At 68.9% G+C, this 19,135-nt stretch carries 15 protein-coding genes; 9 read left to right on the top strand and 6 right to left on the bottom strand.

Features of this window, described 5'->3' with window-relative positions:
* Window positions 1-43: 43 nt before the first annotated feature.
* The 3 genes from A3CU_RS0116125 to A3CU_RS0116115 are packed head-to-tail and all read right to left on the bottom strand — an operon-like array spanning window position 44 to window position 5,091.
* Window positions 44-2,170, bottom strand: coding sequence for an acetate--CoA ligase family protein (locus A3CU_RS0116125; protein WP_425388251.1), 2,127 nt, complete (start codon window positions 2,168-2,170; stop codon window positions 44-46).
* A complete protein-coding gene (gene frc / locus A3CU_RS0116120) occupies window positions 2,170-3,396 on the bottom strand; it encodes a formyl-CoA transferase (protein WP_027943181.1) in 1,227 nt (408 codons plus the stop codon). The genes A3CU_RS0116125 and frc overlap by 1 nt, the downstream gene beginning before the upstream one ends.
* Before the next feature lie 9 nt (window positions 3,397-3,405).
* Entirely contained in the window at window positions 3,406-5,091 is a 1,686-nt protein-coding gene (locus tag A3CU_RS0116115) for a thiamine pyrophosphate-binding protein (protein ID WP_027943180.1), read from the bottom strand.
* Window positions 5,092-5,249: 158 nt separating this feature from the next.
* Between A3CU_RS0116115 and A3CU_RS0116110 the strand changes: the two genes are divergently transcribed.
* A complete protein-coding gene (locus A3CU_RS0116110) occupies window positions 5,250-6,227 on the top strand; it encodes a 2-dehydropantoate 2-reductase (protein ID WP_027943179.1) in 978 nt (325 codons plus the stop codon).
* Between the two features lie 140 nt (window positions 6,228-6,367).
* Here the strand turns inward: A3CU_RS0116110 and A3CU_RS0116105 are convergent, their stop codons facing one another.
* Window positions 6,368-7,678: a DUF349 domain-containing protein gene (locus A3CU_RS0116105; protein ID WP_027943178.1), complete on the bottom strand. Its 1,311-nt coding sequence runs from the start codon at window positions 7,676-7,678 to the stop codon at window positions 6,368-6,370.
* 283 nt (window positions 7,679-7,961) lie between these two features.
* Between A3CU_RS0116105 and A3CU_RS0116100 the strand changes: the two genes are divergently transcribed.
* From A3CU_RS0116100 to dapF, 3 genes are read left to right on the top strand one after another with little or no spacing between them, the layout of a single operon-like run.
* Window positions 7,962-8,633 (top strand): class III extradiol dioxygenase subunit B-like domain-containing protein, encoded by a 672-nt coding sequence (locus A3CU_RS0116100; RefSeq protein ID WP_027943177.1) that lies wholly within the window; start codon window positions 7,962-7,964, stop codon window positions 8,631-8,633.
* Complete coding sequence (gene miaA / locus A3CU_RS0116095) at window positions 8,630-9,535, top strand: tRNA (adenosine(37)-N6)-dimethylallyltransferase MiaA (RefSeq protein WP_027943176.1); 906 nt, start codon at window positions 8,630-8,632, stop codon at window positions 9,533-9,535. The genes A3CU_RS0116100 and miaA overlap by 4 nt, the downstream gene beginning before the upstream one ends.
* Window positions 9,536-9,540: 5 nt before the next feature.
* Window positions 9,541-10,362 carry a diaminopimelate epimerase gene (dapF, locus tag A3CU_RS0116090; protein WP_425388250.1) on the top strand — a complete coding sequence of 274 codons (822 nt, stop codon included), beginning with the start codon at window positions 9,541-9,543 and terminating at the stop codon, window positions 10,360-10,362.
* Between the two features lie 43 nt (window positions 10,363-10,405).
* On the opposite strand, the gene A3CU_RS0116085 is transcribed toward dapF, so the two are convergent.
* Window positions 10,406-11,674, bottom strand: coding sequence for an MFS transporter (locus A3CU_RS0116085; protein WP_027943174.1), 1,269 nt, complete (start codon window positions 11,672-11,674; stop codon window positions 10,406-10,408).
* Window positions 11,675-11,733: 59 nt separating this feature from the next.
* Between A3CU_RS0116085 and A3CU_RS0116080 the strand changes: the two genes are divergently transcribed.
* A complete protein-coding gene (locus A3CU_RS0116080) occupies window positions 11,734-12,237 on the top strand; it encodes an ArsR/SmtB family transcription factor (RefSeq protein WP_027943173.1) in 504 nt (167 codons plus the stop codon).
* A 42-nt stretch (window positions 12,238-12,279) separates the two neighbouring features.
* Window positions 12,280-13,710 (top strand): GTPase HflX, encoded by a 1,431-nt coding sequence (gene hflX / locus A3CU_RS0116075; RefSeq protein WP_027943172.1) that lies wholly within the window; start codon window positions 12,280-12,282, stop codon window positions 13,708-13,710.
* Window positions 13,711-14,008: 298 nt separating this feature from the next.
* Here the strand turns inward: hflX and lexA are convergent, their stop codons facing one another.
* Complete coding sequence (gene lexA / locus A3CU_RS0116070) at window positions 14,009-14,674, bottom strand: transcriptional repressor LexA (RefSeq protein ID WP_245617123.1); 666 nt, start codon at window positions 14,672-14,674, stop codon at window positions 14,009-14,011.
* A 314-nt stretch (window positions 14,675-14,988) separates the two neighbouring features.
* Between lexA and A3CU_RS53495 the strand changes: the two genes are divergently transcribed.
* The 3 genes from A3CU_RS53495 to A3CU_RS0116055 all read left to right on the top strand — a co-directional run bounded on the left by A3CU_RS53495 (window position 14,989) and on the right by A3CU_RS0116055 (window position 19,056).
* Complete coding sequence (locus tag A3CU_RS53495) at window positions 14,989-15,453, top strand: LysM peptidoglycan-binding domain-containing protein (RefSeq protein ID WP_027943170.1); 465 nt, start codon at window positions 14,989-14,991, stop codon at window positions 15,451-15,453.
* A gap of 274 nt (window positions 15,454-15,727) precedes the next feature.
* Window positions 15,728-16,222: a transcriptional regulator NrdR gene (nrdR, locus tag A3CU_RS0116060; RefSeq protein WP_027943169.1), complete on the top strand. Its 495-nt coding sequence runs from the start codon at window positions 15,728-15,730 to the stop codon at window positions 16,220-16,222.
* Between the two features lie 35 nt (window positions 16,223-16,257).
* On the top strand, window positions 16,258-19,056 hold the full coding sequence (locus A3CU_RS0116055) for a vitamin B12-dependent ribonucleotide reductase (RefSeq protein ID WP_027943168.1): 2,799 nt from the start codon (window positions 16,258-16,260) through the stop codon (window positions 19,054-19,056).
* The last annotated feature ends 79 nt before the right edge of the window (window positions 19,057-19,135 follow it).

Here is a 19,135-nt window from a genome sequence, read left to right as displayed (position 1 = left end):
ACCCCGTAGCGAGTTCGTGCTTTTTCGCTGCTAGGAAGTTGTTTTAGGTCAGCAGGCCGGCCGCGCGGGCCCACCGGTACTTCGCGCCGAGTACCGCGACGGGCTTCTCCGTGGTGTACGGGTAGGCCACGATGCCGTGGTCGAACAGGTATTCGCAGGCCTTCTCCACCTCCGTATCTCCGGCGAGCGAGGCGACCACCGGCTTGTCGATTCCCTTCGCCCTGGCCTGGTCCACCGCGCGCGCGGTGACCTCGGCGAACACCATGGGCGGCGTGACGATCGTGTGCCAGTAGCCCAGGATCAGCGCGTGAATGCGGGGGTCCTCCAGGCCCAGCCGGATCGTCGCCTCGTACGTCGACGGCGGCTCGCCCCCGGTGATGTCGATCGGGTTGCCGGCCGCACCGAACGGCGGGATGAACCGCCGGAACGCCTCGTCGAGATCCGGCGGAATATCCATCAGCGACAGTCCATTGTCGACACAGGCGTCCGACAGCAACACCCCGGAGCCACCGGCCCCGGTGATGATCACCACGTTCTCGCCCTTCGGAGCGGGCAGCAGCGGCAACGACCGCGCGTACTCGAGCATCTCGTTGAGGCCGGGTGCGCGCACCACACCCGCCTGCCGCAGGATGTCGTCGTAGACCTGGTCGTCCCCGGCCAGCGCCCCGGTGTGCGAACCGGCGGCCCGCGCGCCCAGGGCGGTCCGCCCCGCCTTCAGGACGATCACCGGCTTCTTCTTCGTCATCCGCTGCGCGGCTTCGACGAAGGCGCGGCCGTCCTTGAGATCCTCCAGGTGCATCGCGACACACTGGGTGTTGTCGTCCTGCTCGAAGAAGGTCAGCAGGTCGTCCTCGTCCACATCGGACTTGTTGCCGAGGCCGACGATCGCCGAGACACCCATCTTCGTGGTCCGGCTGAACCCGAGGATGGCCATCCCGATGCCGCCGCTTTGCGAGGTCAGCGCCACCCCGCCGCGCACGTCGTACGGTGTGCAGAACGTCGCGCACAGACGCTGCGGTGTGTAGTAGTAGCCGTAGATGTTCGGGCCCAGCAGGCGGACCCCGTGCCGGCGGCCGATCGCGACGATCTCCTCCTGGAGCTCGTGGTTGCCGGTCTCGGCGAACCCGGACGGGATGAGGACCGCGGCCGGAACCCCCTTCCGGCCGCATTCCGCCAGCGCCGAGGGCACGAACTTGGCCGGTATCGCGAACACCGCCACGTCGACGTCGCCCGGGACGTCGCCGATCGCCGGATACGCCGTGCGCCCGAGAATCTCGTCCGCCTTAGGGTTGATCGGGTAGATCTTCCCGGCGTAGCCGCCGTTGATCAGGTTCTTCATCACCGAGTTGCCGATCTTGCCCTCCTGGTCGGAGGCGCCGATGACGGCGACCGCACGCGGGTTCATCATCCGGTCCATCACCCGCAGGATCTCCTCGCGCGGGGGCCGGACCGGCTCGGTCACCTCCCCGGTGTGCACCAGGATCCGGACGTCGGCCGCCCTCGCCCCGGTCGCGGTGGCGAACACCGGGTTCAGGTCGAACTCCCGGATCTCCGGGAAGTCGGTGACCAAAGTGGACACACGGTGGATCACGCCGGCGAGCGCGTCGAAGTCCACCGCCTCGGCGCCGCGCACCCCGCGCAGCACCTCGGCCGCCCTGATGCCCTCGATCATGGACCGCGCCTCGGCCGTCCCGACCGGTGCCAGCCGGAACGTGACGTCCTTGAGCACCTCGACCAGCACGCCGCCGAGCCCGAACGCGACCACCTTGCCGAAGGTCGGGTCGGTCGTGGCCCCGACGATGACCTCGTGCCCGCCGGAGAGCATCTGCTGGATCTGGACGCCGACCACCTCGGCGGAAGCGTCGTAGGCCTTGGCGTTGGCGATGATCTTGTCGAAGGCGTCACGCACGGCGTCGGCGCCCTCGACGCCGACGATCACTCCGCCCGCCTCCGTCTTGTGCAGGATGCCCGGGGAGACGATCTTGCACGCGACCGGGCCGCCGATCTCCCCGGCCAGCGCCGCGGCCTCGTCCGCCGTGGTCGCCAGACCCTCACGCGGCGTCGGAATACCGTAGGCGTCGCACACCCGCTTGCCCTCGGGCGCGGTGAGGGCGTCCCGCCCTTCCGCGCGCACCTTGTCGAGGACGTTGCGAACCGCCGCCTTGTCCATCAGATGACCCCCTTCGCCTTCAGAGCCGCGAGATCGGAGTCCAGCCCGAGCTCGCGCACGTACACTTCCTCGTTGTGCTCGCCCAGCAAGGGGGAACGCTGCACGTCGACCGGCGAGTCGGACAGCTTGATCGGGCAGCCGACCGTGCTGAACTCGCCCCGTTCGGGATGGTCCACGCGGACCACCATCTCGTTGGCCACCAGGGAGGAGTCCTCGATGATCTCCTTGGTGGACAGGATCGGGCCGCAGGGGATGTTGTGTTCGGTGAGCTTGGCGAGCACCTCCCACTTGCCGTGCCCGATGCTCCACTCCTCGATCAGCTGGAACATCTTGTCCAGCTTGTCCAGCCGCGCCTCCGGGGTCGCCCACTCCGGGTCCTCGGCGAGTTCGGGACGGCCGATCAACCGGGCGATCGGCCCCCAGCCGACCGGCTGCACGATCACGTAGATGTAGTCGTTCGGCCCGCCGGGCGCGCACCGCACCGCCCAGCCCGGTTGACCACCGCCGGATGCGTTGCCGGACCGGGGGACCGTGTCGCCGAACTCCTTGTTCGGGTACTCCTTGAGCGGCCCGTGCGTCAGCCGCTGCTGGTCGCGCAGCTTGACGCGGCAGAGGTTCAGCACGGCATGCTGCATGGCGACGGTGACCCGCTGGCCGCGCCCGGTGTGTTCCCGCTGGTACAGCGCGGCGAGAATCCCGGCCACGGTGTGGATTCCGGTGCCGGAGTCGCCGATCTGCGCCCCGGTCGCCAGCGGCGGCCCGTCGTCGAACCCGGTCGTGCTCATCGAGCCGCCCATGGCCTGCGCGACGACCTCGTATGCCTTGAAGTCGGTGTAGGGACCTTCGCCGAAACCCTTGATGGAGGCGTAGATCAGCCTGGGGTTGATCTCACGCAGGCGGTCCCAGGTGAAGCCCATCCGGTCCACGGCGCCGGGACCGAAGTTCTCCGCCAGGATGTCGAAGCGGGGGAGCAGTTCGGTGAAGATCCGCTTTCCCTCGTCCGATTTCATGTTCAGCGTGATGCTCCGCTTGTTGCAGTTGAGCATCGTGAAGTAGAGACTGTCCACATCAGGCAGATCGCGTAGCTGCTTGCGGGTGATGTCGCCGCTTGGTGACTCCAGCTTGACCACGTCCGCGCCCAGCCAGGCCAGGATCTGCGTGCAGGACGGTCCTGATTGGACATGTGTCATGTCCAGGACGCGTACGCCTTCCAACGCCTTACCCACGGCAGCCTCCTACTTGTACATGGTCTGGTTCATGGTTCCCGGCGCGTACACGTCCGGGTCGACCCAAACGTTGATCAGAGCGGGCTTTCCGGACTCACGCGCGCGCTGGAGCGCGGGCCCGATGTCGGCGGGGTCGCGGACCTCTTCGCCGTAGCCGCCGAGCATCTTCGCGAACTGGTCGTAAGGCACGTTGCCGAGAGTGTTGCCGACACGGCCGCGGTCCGCGCCGTACTTCTGGATCTGGCCGTAGCGGATCTGGTTCATCGACGAGTTGTTGCCGACGATCCCCACGAACGGCAGGTTGAACCGCACCAGCGTCTCGAAGTCCCAGCCGGTCAGGCTGAACGCGCCGTCGCCGAAGAGTGCGACCACTTCGGAGTCCGGCCGGGCGTACTTGGCCGCCATCACGAACGGCACGCCGACGCCGAGTGTCCCCAACGGACCGGGGTCCATCCAGTGGCCCGGTGCCTTGGGCTGGATCACCTGGCCGGAGAAGGTCACGATGTCGCCGCCGTCGCCGATGTAGATCGAGTCCGGGGTGAGGAACTCGTTGATCTCGTGGACCAGCCGGTAGGGGTCGATCGGGTTCGCGTCGGAATGCTGGCGCGGCAGGCGCTTCTCGTAGGCGGCGGTTTCCACCGAACGCAGTTCTTCGAGCCACTGCTTGCGTCCCGTCGCGCCGTTGTCCTCCCGGCCGGAGGCCGCCTGCGTGACCGAGGCGAGCACGAGCCCGGCGTCGCCGACGATGCCGAGGTCGATGTCGCGGTTCTTGCCGACGGTCCGGTAGTCGAGGTCGATCTGCACGACCGTCGCGGTGTTGGACAGCCGTTTCCCGTACCCCATGCGGAAGTCGAACGGCGTGCCCACGATGATGATCAGATCCGCGTTGGAAAACGCGTAACGCCGGGCCAACTGCAGGTGGTGCGGATCGCCGGGCGGCAGCGTGCCGCGCCCGGCGCCGTTCATGAACGCCGGCACGTTGAGGGTGCGGACGAACTCGAGCGCCGCATCCGTGCCCCGCGTGGTCCATACCTGACTGCCGAGCAGGATGCACGGTTTTTCGGCCCGTACCACCAGATCTGCGAGCTTCTCGATCGCCTCGGGGTCGCCGGCGCTGCGGGTCGACGCGCGATAGGCCCCTGCCTTCGGAATGCGCGCCTTATCCAGGGCCACCTTGGCGTCGAGCACGTCCCGCGGAATCTCCAGGAACGACGGGCCGGGCGCGCCGAGATAGCACTCGCGAAACGCCATGGAGACCAGGTCCGCGCACCGCTCGGTGCTCGGCACGGTCGCGGCGAACTTGGTGATCGGCGCCATCATGTCGACATGCGGCAGGTCCTGCAGTGAGCCCATCTTGTGCTGGCTGAGCGCGCCCTGGCCGCCGATCAGCAGCATCGGGCTTTCCGCGCGTAGCGCGTTCGCCACACCCGTGACCGCGTCGGTGGTGCCTGGCCCGGCGGTGACCACCGCGCAGCCGGGCCGTCCGGTGATCCTCGCGTAACCGTCGGCCGCGTGCGCCGCGACCTGCTCGTGGCGCACGTCCACCACGTCGATGCCTTCGTCCACGCAGCCGTCATAGATGTCGATGATGTGGCCGCCGCACAGGGTGAAGATGACTTCGACCCCCTCCGCCTTGAGCGCCTTGGCCACCAGATGCCCGCCGGAGATGAGTTCGGGTTCGCCGTCGCCTGCCATCTGCGTCGTCAACTCCTCACACCGATGTGACTACCGAATACTGCATACGATATGGGCTCCATCGTTGCCTTGATCAGGTCGCTTGTCCAGGGTTGATCCGGATATTGCCGTCAACATATCGTATATTGCATACAATTCAGCGGACGACGGGAGACACCGTGAAGGTCGCAGTTCTCGGTGCCGGTGCCATCGGCTCGTATGTCGGCGCCAGCCTCTGCCCGGCGGGAGCCGAGGTCCACCTCATCGCGCGCGGTCCGCATCTGGAAGCCGTCCGCCGGGCCGGCGTGCGGGTCCACAGCCCCCGCGGGGACTTCACGGCCCGGCCGAACGCCACGGACGATCCGCGCGAGATCGGCCCGGTCGATCACGTGTTCCTCGGGCTGAAGGCGAACCAGTACGCCTCGGCCGGGCCACTCGTGCGGCCCCTGCTGCACGAGCGCACGTCCATCATCGCGGCCCAGAACGGGATTCCGTGGTGGTACTTCCACAAGCTGCCCGGCCCGTACGAAGACAGGCGGGTGGAAGCCGTCGACCCCGGTGGTGCGGTCAGCGCGGCGCTGCCCGTGGACCGGGCCATCGGGTGCGTGGTCTACGCCGCGACCGAGATCTGCGCGCCCGGTGAGATCCGGCATCTGGAGGGCACCCGGCTGTCCATCGGCGAGCCGGACGGCAGCATTTCCGCGCGCTGCACGGAGTTCTCCGAGGCCATGATCGCGGGCGGGCTCAAGTGCCCGGTGGAACCCGAGCTGCGGCAGGACATCTGGACCAAGCTGATGGGCAACATCGCGTTCAACCCGATCAGCGCGCTCACCCGGGCCACCATGCTGGGGATCTGCCGGCACCCGGGCACCCGCGGCCTGGTCATGCAGATGATGCGGGAGACCCTCGACGTCGCGGAACGGCTGGGCGTGCGGCCCGCGGTGTCCATCGAACGGCGTCTCGCCGGGGCGGAGCGGACCGGTGAGCACAAGACGTCCATGCTCCAGGACCTGGAAAAGGGCAAGCAACTAGAACTGGACGCGATCCTCACCGCGGTGGTCGAACTGGCCGATCTCACCGGCGCCGAGGTCCCCACGCTGCGCGTGGTGAACGCGCTGGCCGGGCTGCTCAACGACCAGCTCAAGGGAACCGCGTGAGGGTAAAGCCCGGACCCGAAGGGTTCACTGCGCTCACGGGGCGATCGCGCAGAGCACTTCGGTGGCGTGGGCGGGTCTTGGCGCGGCGCCTTTGTTCCCCTCCGCCCACCCGGGTCGTGACGGGCGAGCGGAGGGTTCGGTCAGCGGTCGGCGACGGCGCGTTCGGCGGCCTGCATCCACTCACGCCACTGCGCGGCCTGCTCCTCCGCCTTGCGGGCGCGTCGCTCGTCACCCGCGGCGCGGGCCTTCGCGGCCTGTGACTCGAACTGCGCGACTCGCTCGCGGAACTGGTCCACGCGCGCCTGCGCCTCCGGGTCGGTGCGCCGCCAGCGGCTGTCCTCGACCTCGCGGATCCGGTCCTGCACCGCCTTGAGGCGCCCGTCCAGCTCACGGATGCGCTCTCGCGGGACCTTGCCGATCTCGTCCCACTGTTCCTGGATGCGCCGCAGCTGGGCCTTCGCCGCGTCGAGGTTGGCCGCCGGGTCGATCTTCTCCGCCTCGGCGAGCAGCTCCTCCTTGCGCGTGGCGTTGGCCGCGAACTCGTTGTCCCGCTCGGCGAACACCGCCGACCGGGCGGCGAAGAACTTGTCCTGAGCGGCACGGAACCGCTGCCAGAGCGCGTCATCGGTTTCCTTCGGCGCGCGCCCGGCGGCCTTCCACTCGGCCATCAGATCCTTGTAGCGGCCCGCGGTGGGACCCCAGTCGGTGGAGTCCACCAGCGCCTCGGCCTCGGCGATCAGCTCCTCCTTGCGCGTCCTCGCGGCCGCGCGCTGCTTGTCGAGCTCGGCGAAGTGCGAGCCCCGGCGGCGGTTGAAGGATTCGCGCGACTTGGAGAACCGCCGCCACAACTCGTCGTCGGTCTTGCGGTCGACGCCCTTGATCGTCTTCCACTCGTCGAGAATCGCGCGCAGCCGGTCGCCGGCCGACTTCCACTGGGTCGAGGTAGCCGCGATCTCTTCCGCCTCCTCGACCAGCGAACGCTTGCGCGCGATCGCGGCCGCGCGCGCCTCTTCCCGCTCCTGCCGGGCGCTGGCCAGCGCGCTCTCGGCGTGGGCGATGACATGGTTCAGGCGGGCACCGAGCGCTTCCAGGTCGCCGACCACGGCGGCCTCGGCGAGCCCGTCGCGCAGCTGTGTCGCGTTGGCCAGGGCATGCTTCGGGTCGCCGGCTCCGGAGGCCAGCCGCGTCTCCAGCAGCTCGACCTCGGTGCGCAGGTCGTCGAACCGCCGCGCGAAGTGCAGCAGCCCTTCCTCCGGGGTGCCCGCCTGCCAGACGCCGACGGTGCGCTCACCGTCCGCGGTCCGCACGTAGACGTTGCCCTCGTCGTCCACCCGCCCCCAGCGGGACGGGTTCGACTCGGCCAAGGGCACCGGCCGCGCACCCTGGCCCGCCGTCTGGGAATGGGGCAAGGGATGGGGCGCCGGAGCGCCGGTCTCTGTCTCGTCGGCCATCGCAGGCTCCTTATCGCCTGTCGGCCCGCCACCGGGGCGGGCGCCCCACCGAAGTGGGGCCGGGTCGTGCGGGTGTCGAATCTCGGGGTGTTTCGACCCCTCGCCGCATTCAAGCAGTTCAGCGCTGCTCGCGGTATTCGGGGAGGTGTCTGGAGCGGGTGATTCTACTGCCGGATCGGCTACCTCGCGGTGTGGCGGGCGGTGATCGCCGCCCGCGCGGGTAGCCGTGACCTCTCCGCTACCGGCGCTAGGACGGTGGTCGCGGCCGGTAACCTCGGAGGGTGTGATCTCGCATGTCGCCGTGGTACCACATCCACCCCTTCTGGTGCCTGAGCTTTCCCCGGGATCGGCCGGCTCACTGCGGGCCGCCTGCCTGACCGCGGTATCGCGGCTGGGCGAGGAGTGGCTCGCGGTCGGCGCGCATGACGAGGACGTCTCCATTGAACCGGAATCGGCGGGATCGTTCCGGGGCTACGGGGTGGACGTGCCGGTGCGCCTGTCCACCGAAAGTGTGGCGCCCCGGGACCTGCCGTTGCCCGCGCTGGTGGCCGGCTGGCTGCGGGAACAGGCCGGCGCGACCTCGGTCCGGGTCCGGCTCATCGCGCGGACGGCGAAACCGGCCGAATGCGCCCAGCTGGGCAGGCGGCTGGCGGAGTCGCCGGAAACCGGATTGCTCGTGCTGGGTGACGGCTCGAACCGGCACGGGCCGCGCGCCCCGGGCAGCGAGGACGATCGCGCGCCCGGCTTCGACGAGAACATCGCCAAGGCTCTGGAGCGGGCCGACGCCGCCGCACTGCTTGCCCTGGACCCCCGATTCGCCGAGGAACTCGGCGCCGGTGGTCGTGCACCATGGCAGGTGCTCGCCGGGCTCGGCCCGGGCTGGCGGGCGGAACTGCTCTATAGCGCGGCGCCATTCGGCGTCGGCTATCACGTCGCGGTGTGGGAGCGCGCGTGAAACCGATCGCTGTCGTCGGTCCGACCGCGACCGGCAAGTCGGAACTCGCCGTCACACTGGCGCTCCACCTCGGCGGCGAGGTCATCAACGCCGACGCGATGCAGCTTTACCGCGGCATGGACATCGGCACCGCGAAGATCACCGCCGCCGAGCGGCGCGGCGTTCCGCACCACCTGCTGGACGTGCTCGACGTGACGGATACCGCGTCGGTCGCGGCCTACCAGCGGGACGCGCGCGCAATCGTTGAACGGCTGTTGGCGGAGGGAAAAGTGCCGGTGCTCGCCGGCGGGTCCGGCTTGTACGTGCAGGCCGTACTGGATGATTTGCGCTTTCCCGGCACGGACCCCGACGTGCGGGCGCGGCTGGCGACGGAGGCGGACCTCCTCGGCCCGGCCGCCCTGCACGCCCGGCTCGCCGAGCGTGATCCCGTGGCGGCGAACGCGATCCTGCCGACGAACGCGCGCCGCATCGTGCGAGCACTGGAAGTCATCGAGATCACCGGAAGGCCGTTTTCCGCGACCATGCCGAAACCGGGACCGGCGCGGTACGGCGCGGTACTGATCGGGATCGATCGAGAGGTCACGGAGCTCGACGAACGGGTGGACCGCCGGGTGGACCTGATGTTCGCGGCCGGTCTGGTCGACGAGGTGCGACTGCTCGCCGGCAAGGGCTTGCGGGAAGGCAAGACCGCTTCCCGGGCGTTGGGTTACCAGCAGGTGCTCGCCGCGCTCGATGGCGACGGCGACTTCGTCGCGGCCGCCGCCGCGACGAAGCAGGCGACGCGTCGTTTCGTTCGCAGGCAACGATCCTGGTTCCGGCGGGACACCCGGATCCAGTGGTTCACGGGAGGAGACCAGGACGTGGCCGAGCGAGTGCTGTCTGTGGTCGGCGGGGTAGGCTGATCGGCGTGGCAATCGAGTTTCTCAAGGGGCACGGCACAGAAAACGACTTCGTGCTGCTGCCCGACCCGTCCGGCGGTCTCGAGTTGACGCCAGGGCGGATCGCCGCGCTGTGCGACCGGCAGCGCGGGCTCGGTGCCGATGGAGTGCTGCGGGTGATCCGTGCCGAGGCGCTGGGTATCGCGTCCGAGGGCGAGTGGTTCATGGACTACCACAACGCCGACGGCTCGGTCGCCGAAATGTGCGGCAACGGAATGCGTGTGTTCGCGCGGTACCTGGTGGAGGCCGGGCTCGAGTCCGGTCCCGAGTTCGTCGTGGGCAGCCGCGCCGGGGACCGGCGGGTCGCGGTGCGCCCGGACGGTTCCGTGACCGTGTGGATGGGCCCGGCCGCGATCACCGGGGCCTCGGTGGCCATCGTGGATGGCCGGAGCTTCTCCGGGGTCGCGGTGAACGTCGGCAACCCGCACCTGGTGTCTATTGTGGACGACGATGTGGCGGAGCTCGACCTGCACGCGGAGCCGCGCTACGACACCGACTTCTTCCCCGAAGGGGTGAACCTCGAGTTCGTGAACCCCGTGGGCGAGGGCGCGCTGCGGATGCGGGTGCACGAGCGCGGGGTGGGCGAGACCCGGTCCTGTGGCACGGGCACGGTCGCCGCGGTGGCCGCGGCGCTGCACCTGGCCGGCACCGACACCGGCGAGTCCACAGTGGATATTCCGGGTGGGCGGGTCACGGTCGGCCTGCAGCGCGGCGACGCGACGTTGACCGGCCCGGCCGAGTTCGTCGCTCGCGGCCAGCTCCGCGACGACTGGTGGACCCGGCACGGGTAGGCCGCACCCGCCGGGTTCGCTGATTGTTCGATGTGGACGGTGATCAGGGCAACAGTGCGGAATCGGTGTGGGGCGCGGCCGGTTCCTCCGGTATGTCGCGCAACTTCCGCAGCGGTGAAAGCAACAGCGGCGTGATGGCCACCAGGTACCCGATGACGCTCACCCACATGGTGCCGCGCACGCCGATCGTTTCGCCGAGCGCGCCGCCGATCAGGCCGCCGATGGGCATGGTTCCCCAGATCACGAACCGGACGCTGGCGTTCATCCGGCCGAGCAGGCGGTCCGGGCAGATCGCCTGCCGGTAGCTGACCTGAGACACGTTGTAGACGACGACCCCGTAGCCGAAGAACACCAGTCCGACCGGCACCAAAGCGACCATCCAGCCCGGCTGGGCCAGCGGGATGAGCATCGTGGGCGGGTAGGTCACGATGCACACCACCCAGATCGTCCTGGCCTGCCCGACGCGGCGGGTCCACCAGCCCGTGGTGAGCGCGCCGAGCACGCCGCCGACGCCCCCACCGGTCAGCATCATGCCGACGGCGCCCGGGGAAAGGTGGAGATCCCGGGTCAGGAACAGGATTTCGACCGCCATCAAGACGCTGCCGACGAGGTTGGCGCTTGCGGTGCAAAGGGTGATCGCGCGCAATGTGACGTTGCCGAACACGAAACGCAGCCCCTCGACCACCTGCGCGCGCAGACTGGTGTCGCCGGGGCGGGTTGGTTCGGGCTCGGTCTCCTTGATGCGCCACAAGAACAGTGCGGACACGACGTACCCGGCGCCGGTGGTCAGCACCGTGTTCGCCGCGCCGATCAGTTGCGTCAGCCAGCCACCGATGCTCGGGCCGGCGATCTGCGCGACCGACTGGCTTGCCTGGAGTTTCGCGTTGCCCTCCACGAGCTTTTCGCGGCCGATGAGCGACGGCAGGTAGGACTGGTAGGCGACGTCGAAGAACACCGTGCCGACGCTGACCAGCAGCGCGACCACGACGAGCTGGGTGAGGGTGAGCCAGCCGGCCCACCATGCGACCGGCACGGACAGCAACGCCACCGCCCGGGCGATGTCGGCGCGCATCATCAGCGGTCGGCGGCGCATCCGGTCGACCCAGACCCCGGCGGGCAGTCCGATCACCAGGAAGGCCAGGTTCTCGGCCGCGGTCAGCAGGCCCATCTCGAACGGGGTCGCGGCCAGCACGGTCGCGGCGAGCAGGGGTAGTGCGGTCTGGCCGACGAAGCTGCCGAACTGGCTGATCGTGTCACCCGCCCAGAGCCGGCGGAAGCCGGCATGAAACCACAGGGAGTCTCGGCGTTGCATGGGGAGAGCCTGCTGAAGTAATTGGAAAGTGTCAATCACTTACTGCGTAGGCTTGGTCAATGGACCGACGGAAGGCGACCGAGGCGGAGGCGAGCGCGCTCGCCTCCGGAATAAGGCTGCGCATCATCCGGTTGACCAAGGGTGAGGCGCTGACCAACAAGGAACTCGCCGAACGACTCGGTCGTGACCCCGCGACGACCCTGCACCACGTGCGCAAACTCGTGGAAACCGGGTTCCTCGAACCGCAACCGCCTCGCCGGGGCAAACGGGGAGCGAAGGAGATCCCGTACCTGTCCACCGGGCTGTCGTGGGCCCTGCTCTGCCAGGGCAGCCCGCATCACCGGGACATCAAACAAGCAGTGCTCGAGGCATACCTCGGCGAGATCAGCGAGATCGACGTCGGCGAGCTGCTGCAGCGACGGCTGGTCCTGACCCTGGGACCGGATGCACGCGAGGAGTTCGAACAACGGATCAACAGCCTGCTGGACGAGTTCGCAGCCAGGGCGGATGAGGGCGGCGCCGATGCCTTCGCCATCTACGTCGCGACCTATCCCAGCCGCTAATTGACTCGCTTATCCCGCGTTTCGTGGGACGATGGAAGGACGATGACAGAATTTACTTACCTGAACCCGGCCGACGAGCCCTCCACCGGTGAGCTGGAGCTGGAAGACCGCGCATCACTGCGTCGCGTCGCCGGGTTGTCCACAGAGCTTGCGGACATCACCGAGGTCGAGTACCGGCAGCTTCGCCTGGAACGGGTGGTGCTGGCCGGGGTGTGGACCGAAGGTACCGCGGCGCAGTCCGAAGCATCGCTGGCCGAGCTGGCCAGGCTCGCCGAGACCGCGGGTTCGCAGGTCTTGGAGGGCGTGGTGCAGCGCCGCAGCAAGCCCGACCCGGCCACCTACATCGGCTCGGGCAAGGTGCGGGAGCTGTCCGACGTCGTGGTCGCCAGCGGGGCGGACACGGTGATCTGCGACGGTGAGCTTTCCCCCGGCCAGCTCCGTCAGCTGGAGGCCCGGCTCAAGGTCAAGGTGATCGACCGGACCGCGCTGATCCTGGACATCTTCGCCCAGCATGCCCGCTCCAAGGAGGGCAAGGCGCAGGTCGAGCTGGCTCAGTTGCAGTACCTGATTCCGAGGCTGCGCGGCTGGGGTGAGTCGCTGTCCCGGCAGGCCGGTGGCCGTGCCGGCGGCGCGAACGGCGGCGTCGGGCTGCGTGGTCCCGGTGAAACCAAGCTGGAAACCGACCGCAGGCGGATCAACAAGCGGGTGGCGAAGCTGCGCCGCGAGATCGCCGGGATGGACGCGATCCGCACGACCAAGCGGAGCCGCCGGGTCGCCAACGAGGTGCCCAGCGTCGCGATCGTCGGCTACACCAACGCCGGCAAGTCGAGCTTGCTCAACGCGATCACCGGCGCCGGCGTGCTCGTCGAGAACGCACTGTTCGCGACCCTGGACCCGACTACCCGGCGTTCGACCACGCCGGATGGGCGTACGTACACGCTGACCGACACCGTCGGTTTCGTCCGTCACCTGCCGCACCAGTTGGTCGACGCGTTCCGGTCCACCCTCGACGAGGCGGCCGACGCCGACCTGCTGCTCCACGTCGTGGACGGCGCCGATTCCGCGCCGGAGGAGCAGGTCGCCGCGGTGCGCGAGGTCCTCGCCGACATCTCCCGGCACCGCAAGGGTCCGCTGCCGCCGGAGCTGATCGTGATCAACAAGGCGGACGCGGCCGACGAGCTGTCGCTGGTACGGCTGCGCCATCTGCTCCCGGACGCGGTGGTCGTTTCCGCGCGAACCGGGGAGGGGATCGGCGCGCTGGCCGAGGCCATCGCCGACGGGCTGCCGCGGCCGGAGGTCACCATCGAGGCCGTCGTGCCCTACACCCGTGGCGAACTGGTGGCCCGTGTCCACTCCGAGGGTGAGGTCCTCGCTGAGGAACACCTGCCGGAAGGTACGCGGCTGTGCGCCCGGGTACGTCCCGACCTGGCGTCGTCCCTGGAGGCCTACACCACCACCAGCCTCCCCGTGTAGTCCACCGACCGCCAGGCCGGTTCCGATCGGGTCAGGACCGACCTGATCGGACCGGGCGGGCGGTGGTCACCGCTGACTGGACTACGCCGGGCCGGGAGAAGTTCGCTTCGTGCGAGTTCAGGAGTCGACCCTCAGAGTCGGGTCAGCATCGGCCTGATCGGATCGGGCGCTGGTTCCTCAGAATCGGGACCACGCCGGGTCGGGAGGAGTTCGCACCGTGGGGGTTAGGGGGCTCGGCCCCCCAACATGATCACCACTCGATCCCCAGCGACGAGCAGACCCCCCGATCGGGTGGGTCTCACAGCCTGCGCAGTACGGCCACCACCTTCCCCAGGATGGTCGCGTCGTCGCCGGCGATCGGCTCGTAGGCTTCGTTGTGCGGGAGCAGCCACACGTGCCCGCTCTTGCGCTTGAACGTCTTGACCGTCGCCTCGCCCTCGATCATCGCGGCGACGATCTCACCGTTGTTCGCGGTCGGCTGCTGGCGCACAACCACCCAGTCGCCGTCGGTGATCGCGGCGTTGATCATCGAGTCGCCGGTCACCTTGAGCAGGAACACGTCCCCTTCGCCGACGATGTCCTTCGGCAGCGGGAACACGTCTTCGATGGACTGCTCGGCCAGCACCGGCCCGCCCGCGGCGATCCGTCCGACCAACGGCACGTAGGCCGGCTTGGGCATCTCGCTCTCGGTGCGGCCGATCCGGGCCGCCCGCTCCGCATCGGCGGTGAGCACGCCGACCGCGCGGGGGCGGTTCGCGTCGCGGCGCAGGTATCCCTTGCGCTGGAGGGTGCGCAGTTGGTGTGACACCGACGACGTGGAGGTCAGCCCCACGGCCTCGCCGATCTCACGCACGCTGGGCGGGTACCCGAACCGGTCCACCCATGCCCTGATCACCTCCAGCACCTGTTGCTGGCGTGGGCTGAGGCCCTCCTCGACGTCCCCCGGATCAGGAAGGGGGTGCACGTCGCCGAACCGGCCGCCGGGCCGGCGGGGGATCTCGGCCGTCTCTTCTGTGTCGGTCACGGTGGTTCCTCCTGGCTGGGTCTGAAGTTGATGCGGGCGACTGGCCTGGACGTCCGGCGTGTCTCGTCTTCCTCTGGTCACCCACGGTAGTCCACCGAGCCCGGAACATCAAACAATTGTTCGAGCGACACGCCGGGAGGGGCTCGATTTCGCCGGGCCGGGGTGGTACACATTCGCTCGGGGTTTCGATAGAACTGTTGTTCGACGTGGCGGTGTCGCCGGCTGCCACGCCGAGGCTGCGAGGAGGTTGGCCGATGTCGATCCTGGCGGACGAGGACGAGATCGCCGCACGGGCCGCCACCCGGCCGCGGACGCCGGTGCGGGCCCGCCGCCGCGCCGGCGAGCCACGCCGCCCGCCGACGCGGGCGCGCGTCGTGGCGGGTCGCCGGCCGGTGCCGGTGGCGGAGTGTGCGCCGCGCCGGGTGTCACCGCGCTGGCCGTGGCTCGCCGCGGTCGCGGTGGCGATCGGCTTGGCCGTCGCCGGACTGGGTGTATTCGCCGACGGCGTGTCCGGCGGCGTTCCCGACCGCACCGCGACCGTGCTGGTCGGCCAGGGCCAGACCTTGACCGACCTCGCGCGGCAGTACGCGCCGGACAGTGATCCGGCGGCCGTGGTGGCCCGCATCCGGCAGCTCAACGGCCTCGGGGACGCGATGCCGGTGTCCGGGCAGCCGTTGGCCGTGCCGGTCGGGGTGACGGAGGTCGCCGGCCGGCCCTGACCGCCGCCCGGTGTGCCTGCCGCCACGGCGGTTCACTCGCGTGGGTCTCTTGCGTGGAAGTCACCCGAGCCTTAAGGTCTACCGCAACATCTAGTAGTTACACGGCTGTAATTGGTCCACAGGTTGGGGTAGACTCGAAGGCGAGTTAGTCCACGGCTGATCGGCGTTCTCAATCACCGGGTGCACGAGTTAATCATCGTGTGATGGTCGTTTGTGTGGCGGCCATGCCAAAGCGGGTACTCCGGAGGCCGGCGGGAAGGGAAGTGGTTCGGCGATGCGGTGTCCGTTCTGCCGGCATGCCGACTCCCGGGTCGTCGACTCCCGTGAGGTTGACGAGGGGCAGGCGATCCGTCGCCGCAGGTCGTGCTCGGCCTGCGGGCGCCGGTTCACCACCTCGGAGACGATGGTGCTGGCCGTCGTCAAGCGGTCCGGGGTCACCGAGCAGTTCAGCAGGGACAAGGTGGTGCGCGGCGTTCGCCGGGCATGCCAGGGCAGGCCGGTCGACGACGATGCCCTGCAGCAACTCGCCCAGCGGGTGGAGGAGTCGATCCGGTCGACGGGGGTCGCGGAGATTCCCAGTCACGAGGTCGGCCTGGCCATCCTCGGCCCGCTCCGCGAGCTCGACGAGGTCGCCTACCTGCGATTCGCCAGCGTCTACCGCTCGTTCTCCTCGGTCGAGGACTTCGAGAAGGAGATCTCGGACCTGCGCAAGGCCGTGGGGAAACCGGCAGCGCCGCAGGACGGCGGCGAGAGCGCCGGCGGCGAGTGAGTTCGCCGTCCGGCAGGAGAGGGGACACCCAAGCCATGACGGAGACCGTGGCGACCGGCGGTAAGGGCACCAAGAAGAGCAAGCGGGGCCTGACCGTCGAACGTGTGTTCACCACCGAGGGTATGCATCCCTACGACGAGGTGAACTGGGAGAAGCGCGACGTCGTGATGACGAACTGGCGCGACGGCTCGATCAACTTCGAGCAGCGCGGCGTCGAGTTTCCGGACTTCTGGTCGGTCAACGCGACCAACATCGTCACCAACAAGTACTTCCGCGGCGCGGTCGGCTCCCCGGAGCGCGAACACAGCCTCCGGCAGCTCATCGACCGCGTCGTGCGGACCTACGTGCGTGCCGGCACCGAGTACGGCTACTTCGCCACCGCGGCCGACGCCGAGATCTTCGAGCAGGAGCTGACCTGGATGCTGTTGCACCAGGTGTTCAGCTTCAACTCGCCGGTGTGGTTCAACGTGGGCACGCCCTCCAAGCACCAGGTCTCGGCCTGCTTCATCCTGTCCGTCGACGACAGCATGGAGTCGATCCTCAACTGGTACAAGGAAGAGGGCCTGATCTTCAAGGGCGGCTCGGGCGCGGGGCTGAACCTGTCCCGGATCCGGTCGTCGCGGGAGCTGCTGTCCTCGGGCGGCACGGCGTCCGGGCCCGTTTCGTTCATGCGCGGTGCCGACGCTTCGGCCGGCACCATCAAGTCCGGCGGTGCGACCCGCCGTGCGGCGAAGATGGTGGTGCTCGATGTCGACCACCCGGACATCGAGGAGTTCATCCAGACCAAGGCGCGCGAGGAGCAGAAGATCAAGGTTCTGCGCGACGCCGGGTTCGACATGGACCTCTCCGGCGCGGACATCAACTCCGTGCAGTACCAGAACGCGAACAACTCGGTGCGGGTCAGCGACGAGTTCATGCGGGCGGTGGAGTCCGGCGCCGACTTCGGCCTGCGCGCCCGCCTGACCGGTGAGGTGCTGGAGCGGGTCGACGCGAAGAAGCTGTTCCGGTCGATGGCGCAGGCGGCGTGGGAGTGCGCCGACCCCGGCCTGCAGTACGACGACACCATCAACGACTGGCACACCTGCCCCGAGTCGGGCCGGATCACCGCGTCCAACCCGTGTTCGGAGTACCTGCATCTGGACAACTCCAGCTGCAACCTGGCCTCCCTGAACCTGTTGAAGTTCCTCGGTGACGACGGCGTGTTCGACGCACGGCTGTTCGTCAAGGCGGTCGAGTTCGTCATCACCGCGATGGACATCTCGATCTGCTTCGCCGACTTCCCGACCGAGGCGATCGGCGACACCACCCGGAGGTTCCGCCAGCTCGGCATCGGCTACGCCAACCTCGGCGCGCTGCTCATGGCGACCGGGCATGCCTACGACTCCGACGGCGGCCGCGCGCTGGCGGCCGCGATCACCTCGCTGATGACCGCCACGTCCTACCGCCGCTCGGCCGAGCTGGCGGGCATCGTCGGCGCCTACGACGGGTACGCCCGCAATGCCGAGCCGCATCAGCGTGTGATGCGCAAGCACGCCGCAGCCAACGACGAGATCCGCACCTACCACGCCAACGACGTCATGGTCCGGGACCTGGCGACCAAGGAGTGGAAGCGGGGCATCGAGCTCGGTACGAAGAGCGGCTGGCGCAACGCACAGGCGAGCGTGATCGCGCCGACTGGAACCATCGGCTTCATGATGGACTGCGACACGACCGGCATCGAGCCGGACTTCTCGCTGGTGAAGTTCAAGAAGCTGGTCGGCGGCGGTTCCATGCAGATCGTCAACCAGACTGTGCCGCGAGCGCTCACCGTGCTGGGCTACCAGGGTGAGCAGGTCGAGGCGATCGTCGAGCACATCGCACAGCACGGCCACGTGGTGGACGCGCCCGGGCTGCGTCCGGAGCACCAGGACGTCTTCGACTGCGCGGTCGGCGAGCGGTCCATCGCGCCGATGGGGCACGTGCGGATGATGGCGGCGGTGCAGCCGTTCGTCTCGGGCGCCATCTCGAAGACGGTGAACATGCCCGAGTCGGCCACCGTCGAGGACGTCGAGCAGATCTACTTCCAGGGCTGGAAGCTCGGCCTGAAGGCGCTGGCCATCTACCGCGACAACTGCAAGGTCGGTCAGCCGCTGTCGACGGCGAAGAAGGGCGCCGAGCAGCCGGAGGAGAAGGTCGTCGAGTACCGGCCGGTGCGCAAGCGCCTGCCGAAGAAGCGCCCGAGCCAGACCCTGTCGTTCACCGTGGGTGGCGCGGAGGGTTACCTGCATGCCGGTTCCTACCCGGACGACGGGCTGGGCGAGATCTTCGTCAAGCTGGGCAAGCAGGGTTCGACGCTGGCCGGCGTGATGGACGCCTTCTCCATGTCGATCTCGGTGGGCCTGCAGTACGGCATCCCGTTGGAGTTCTACGTTTCGAAGTTCGCCAACCTGCGGTTCGAGCCGGCGGGCATGACCGACGACCCGGACATCCGGATCGCCACCAGCGTGCTCGACTACCTGTTCCGCCGGCTCGCGCTGGATTACCTGCCGTACGAGACGCGTACCCAGCTCGGCATCTTCACCGCCGAAGAGCGCAGCGCGCAGGTGGAGGCCGGTTACGGCGCGCCGACGGAGAACGTGGATCTGGAAGCGTTGCGGAGCACCGTCGAGGCGGACACCGACCGGGTGTCCTCTTCGGACAAGCCCAAGGCGGCGCACAGCACGGCCGAGCTGATGGACCTGCACCTCGGCAAGGCGGCCGACGCCCCGCTGTGCATGACCTGCGGCACCAAGATGCGCCCGGCCGGATCGTGCTACGCCTGCGAGGGCTGCGGAGCCACCTCCGGCTGCAGCTGAAACCAGGCACAGGTTCGAGGTGAATCACGTGGTTGGACGGGGTGTCAATCGATTCGGTTGACACCCCGCTCAGCGGCCT

Source organism: Amycolatopsis taiwanensis DSM 45107, assembly GCF_000519205.1.
GTDB classification, from domain to species: Bacteria; Actinomycetota; Actinomycetes; order Mycobacteriales; family Pseudonocardiaceae; genus Amycolatopsis_E; species Amycolatopsis_E taiwanensis.
The sequence above is the reverse complement of the archived record's forward strand: the minus strand, read 5'-3'. Positions and strand labels throughout refer to the sequence as shown.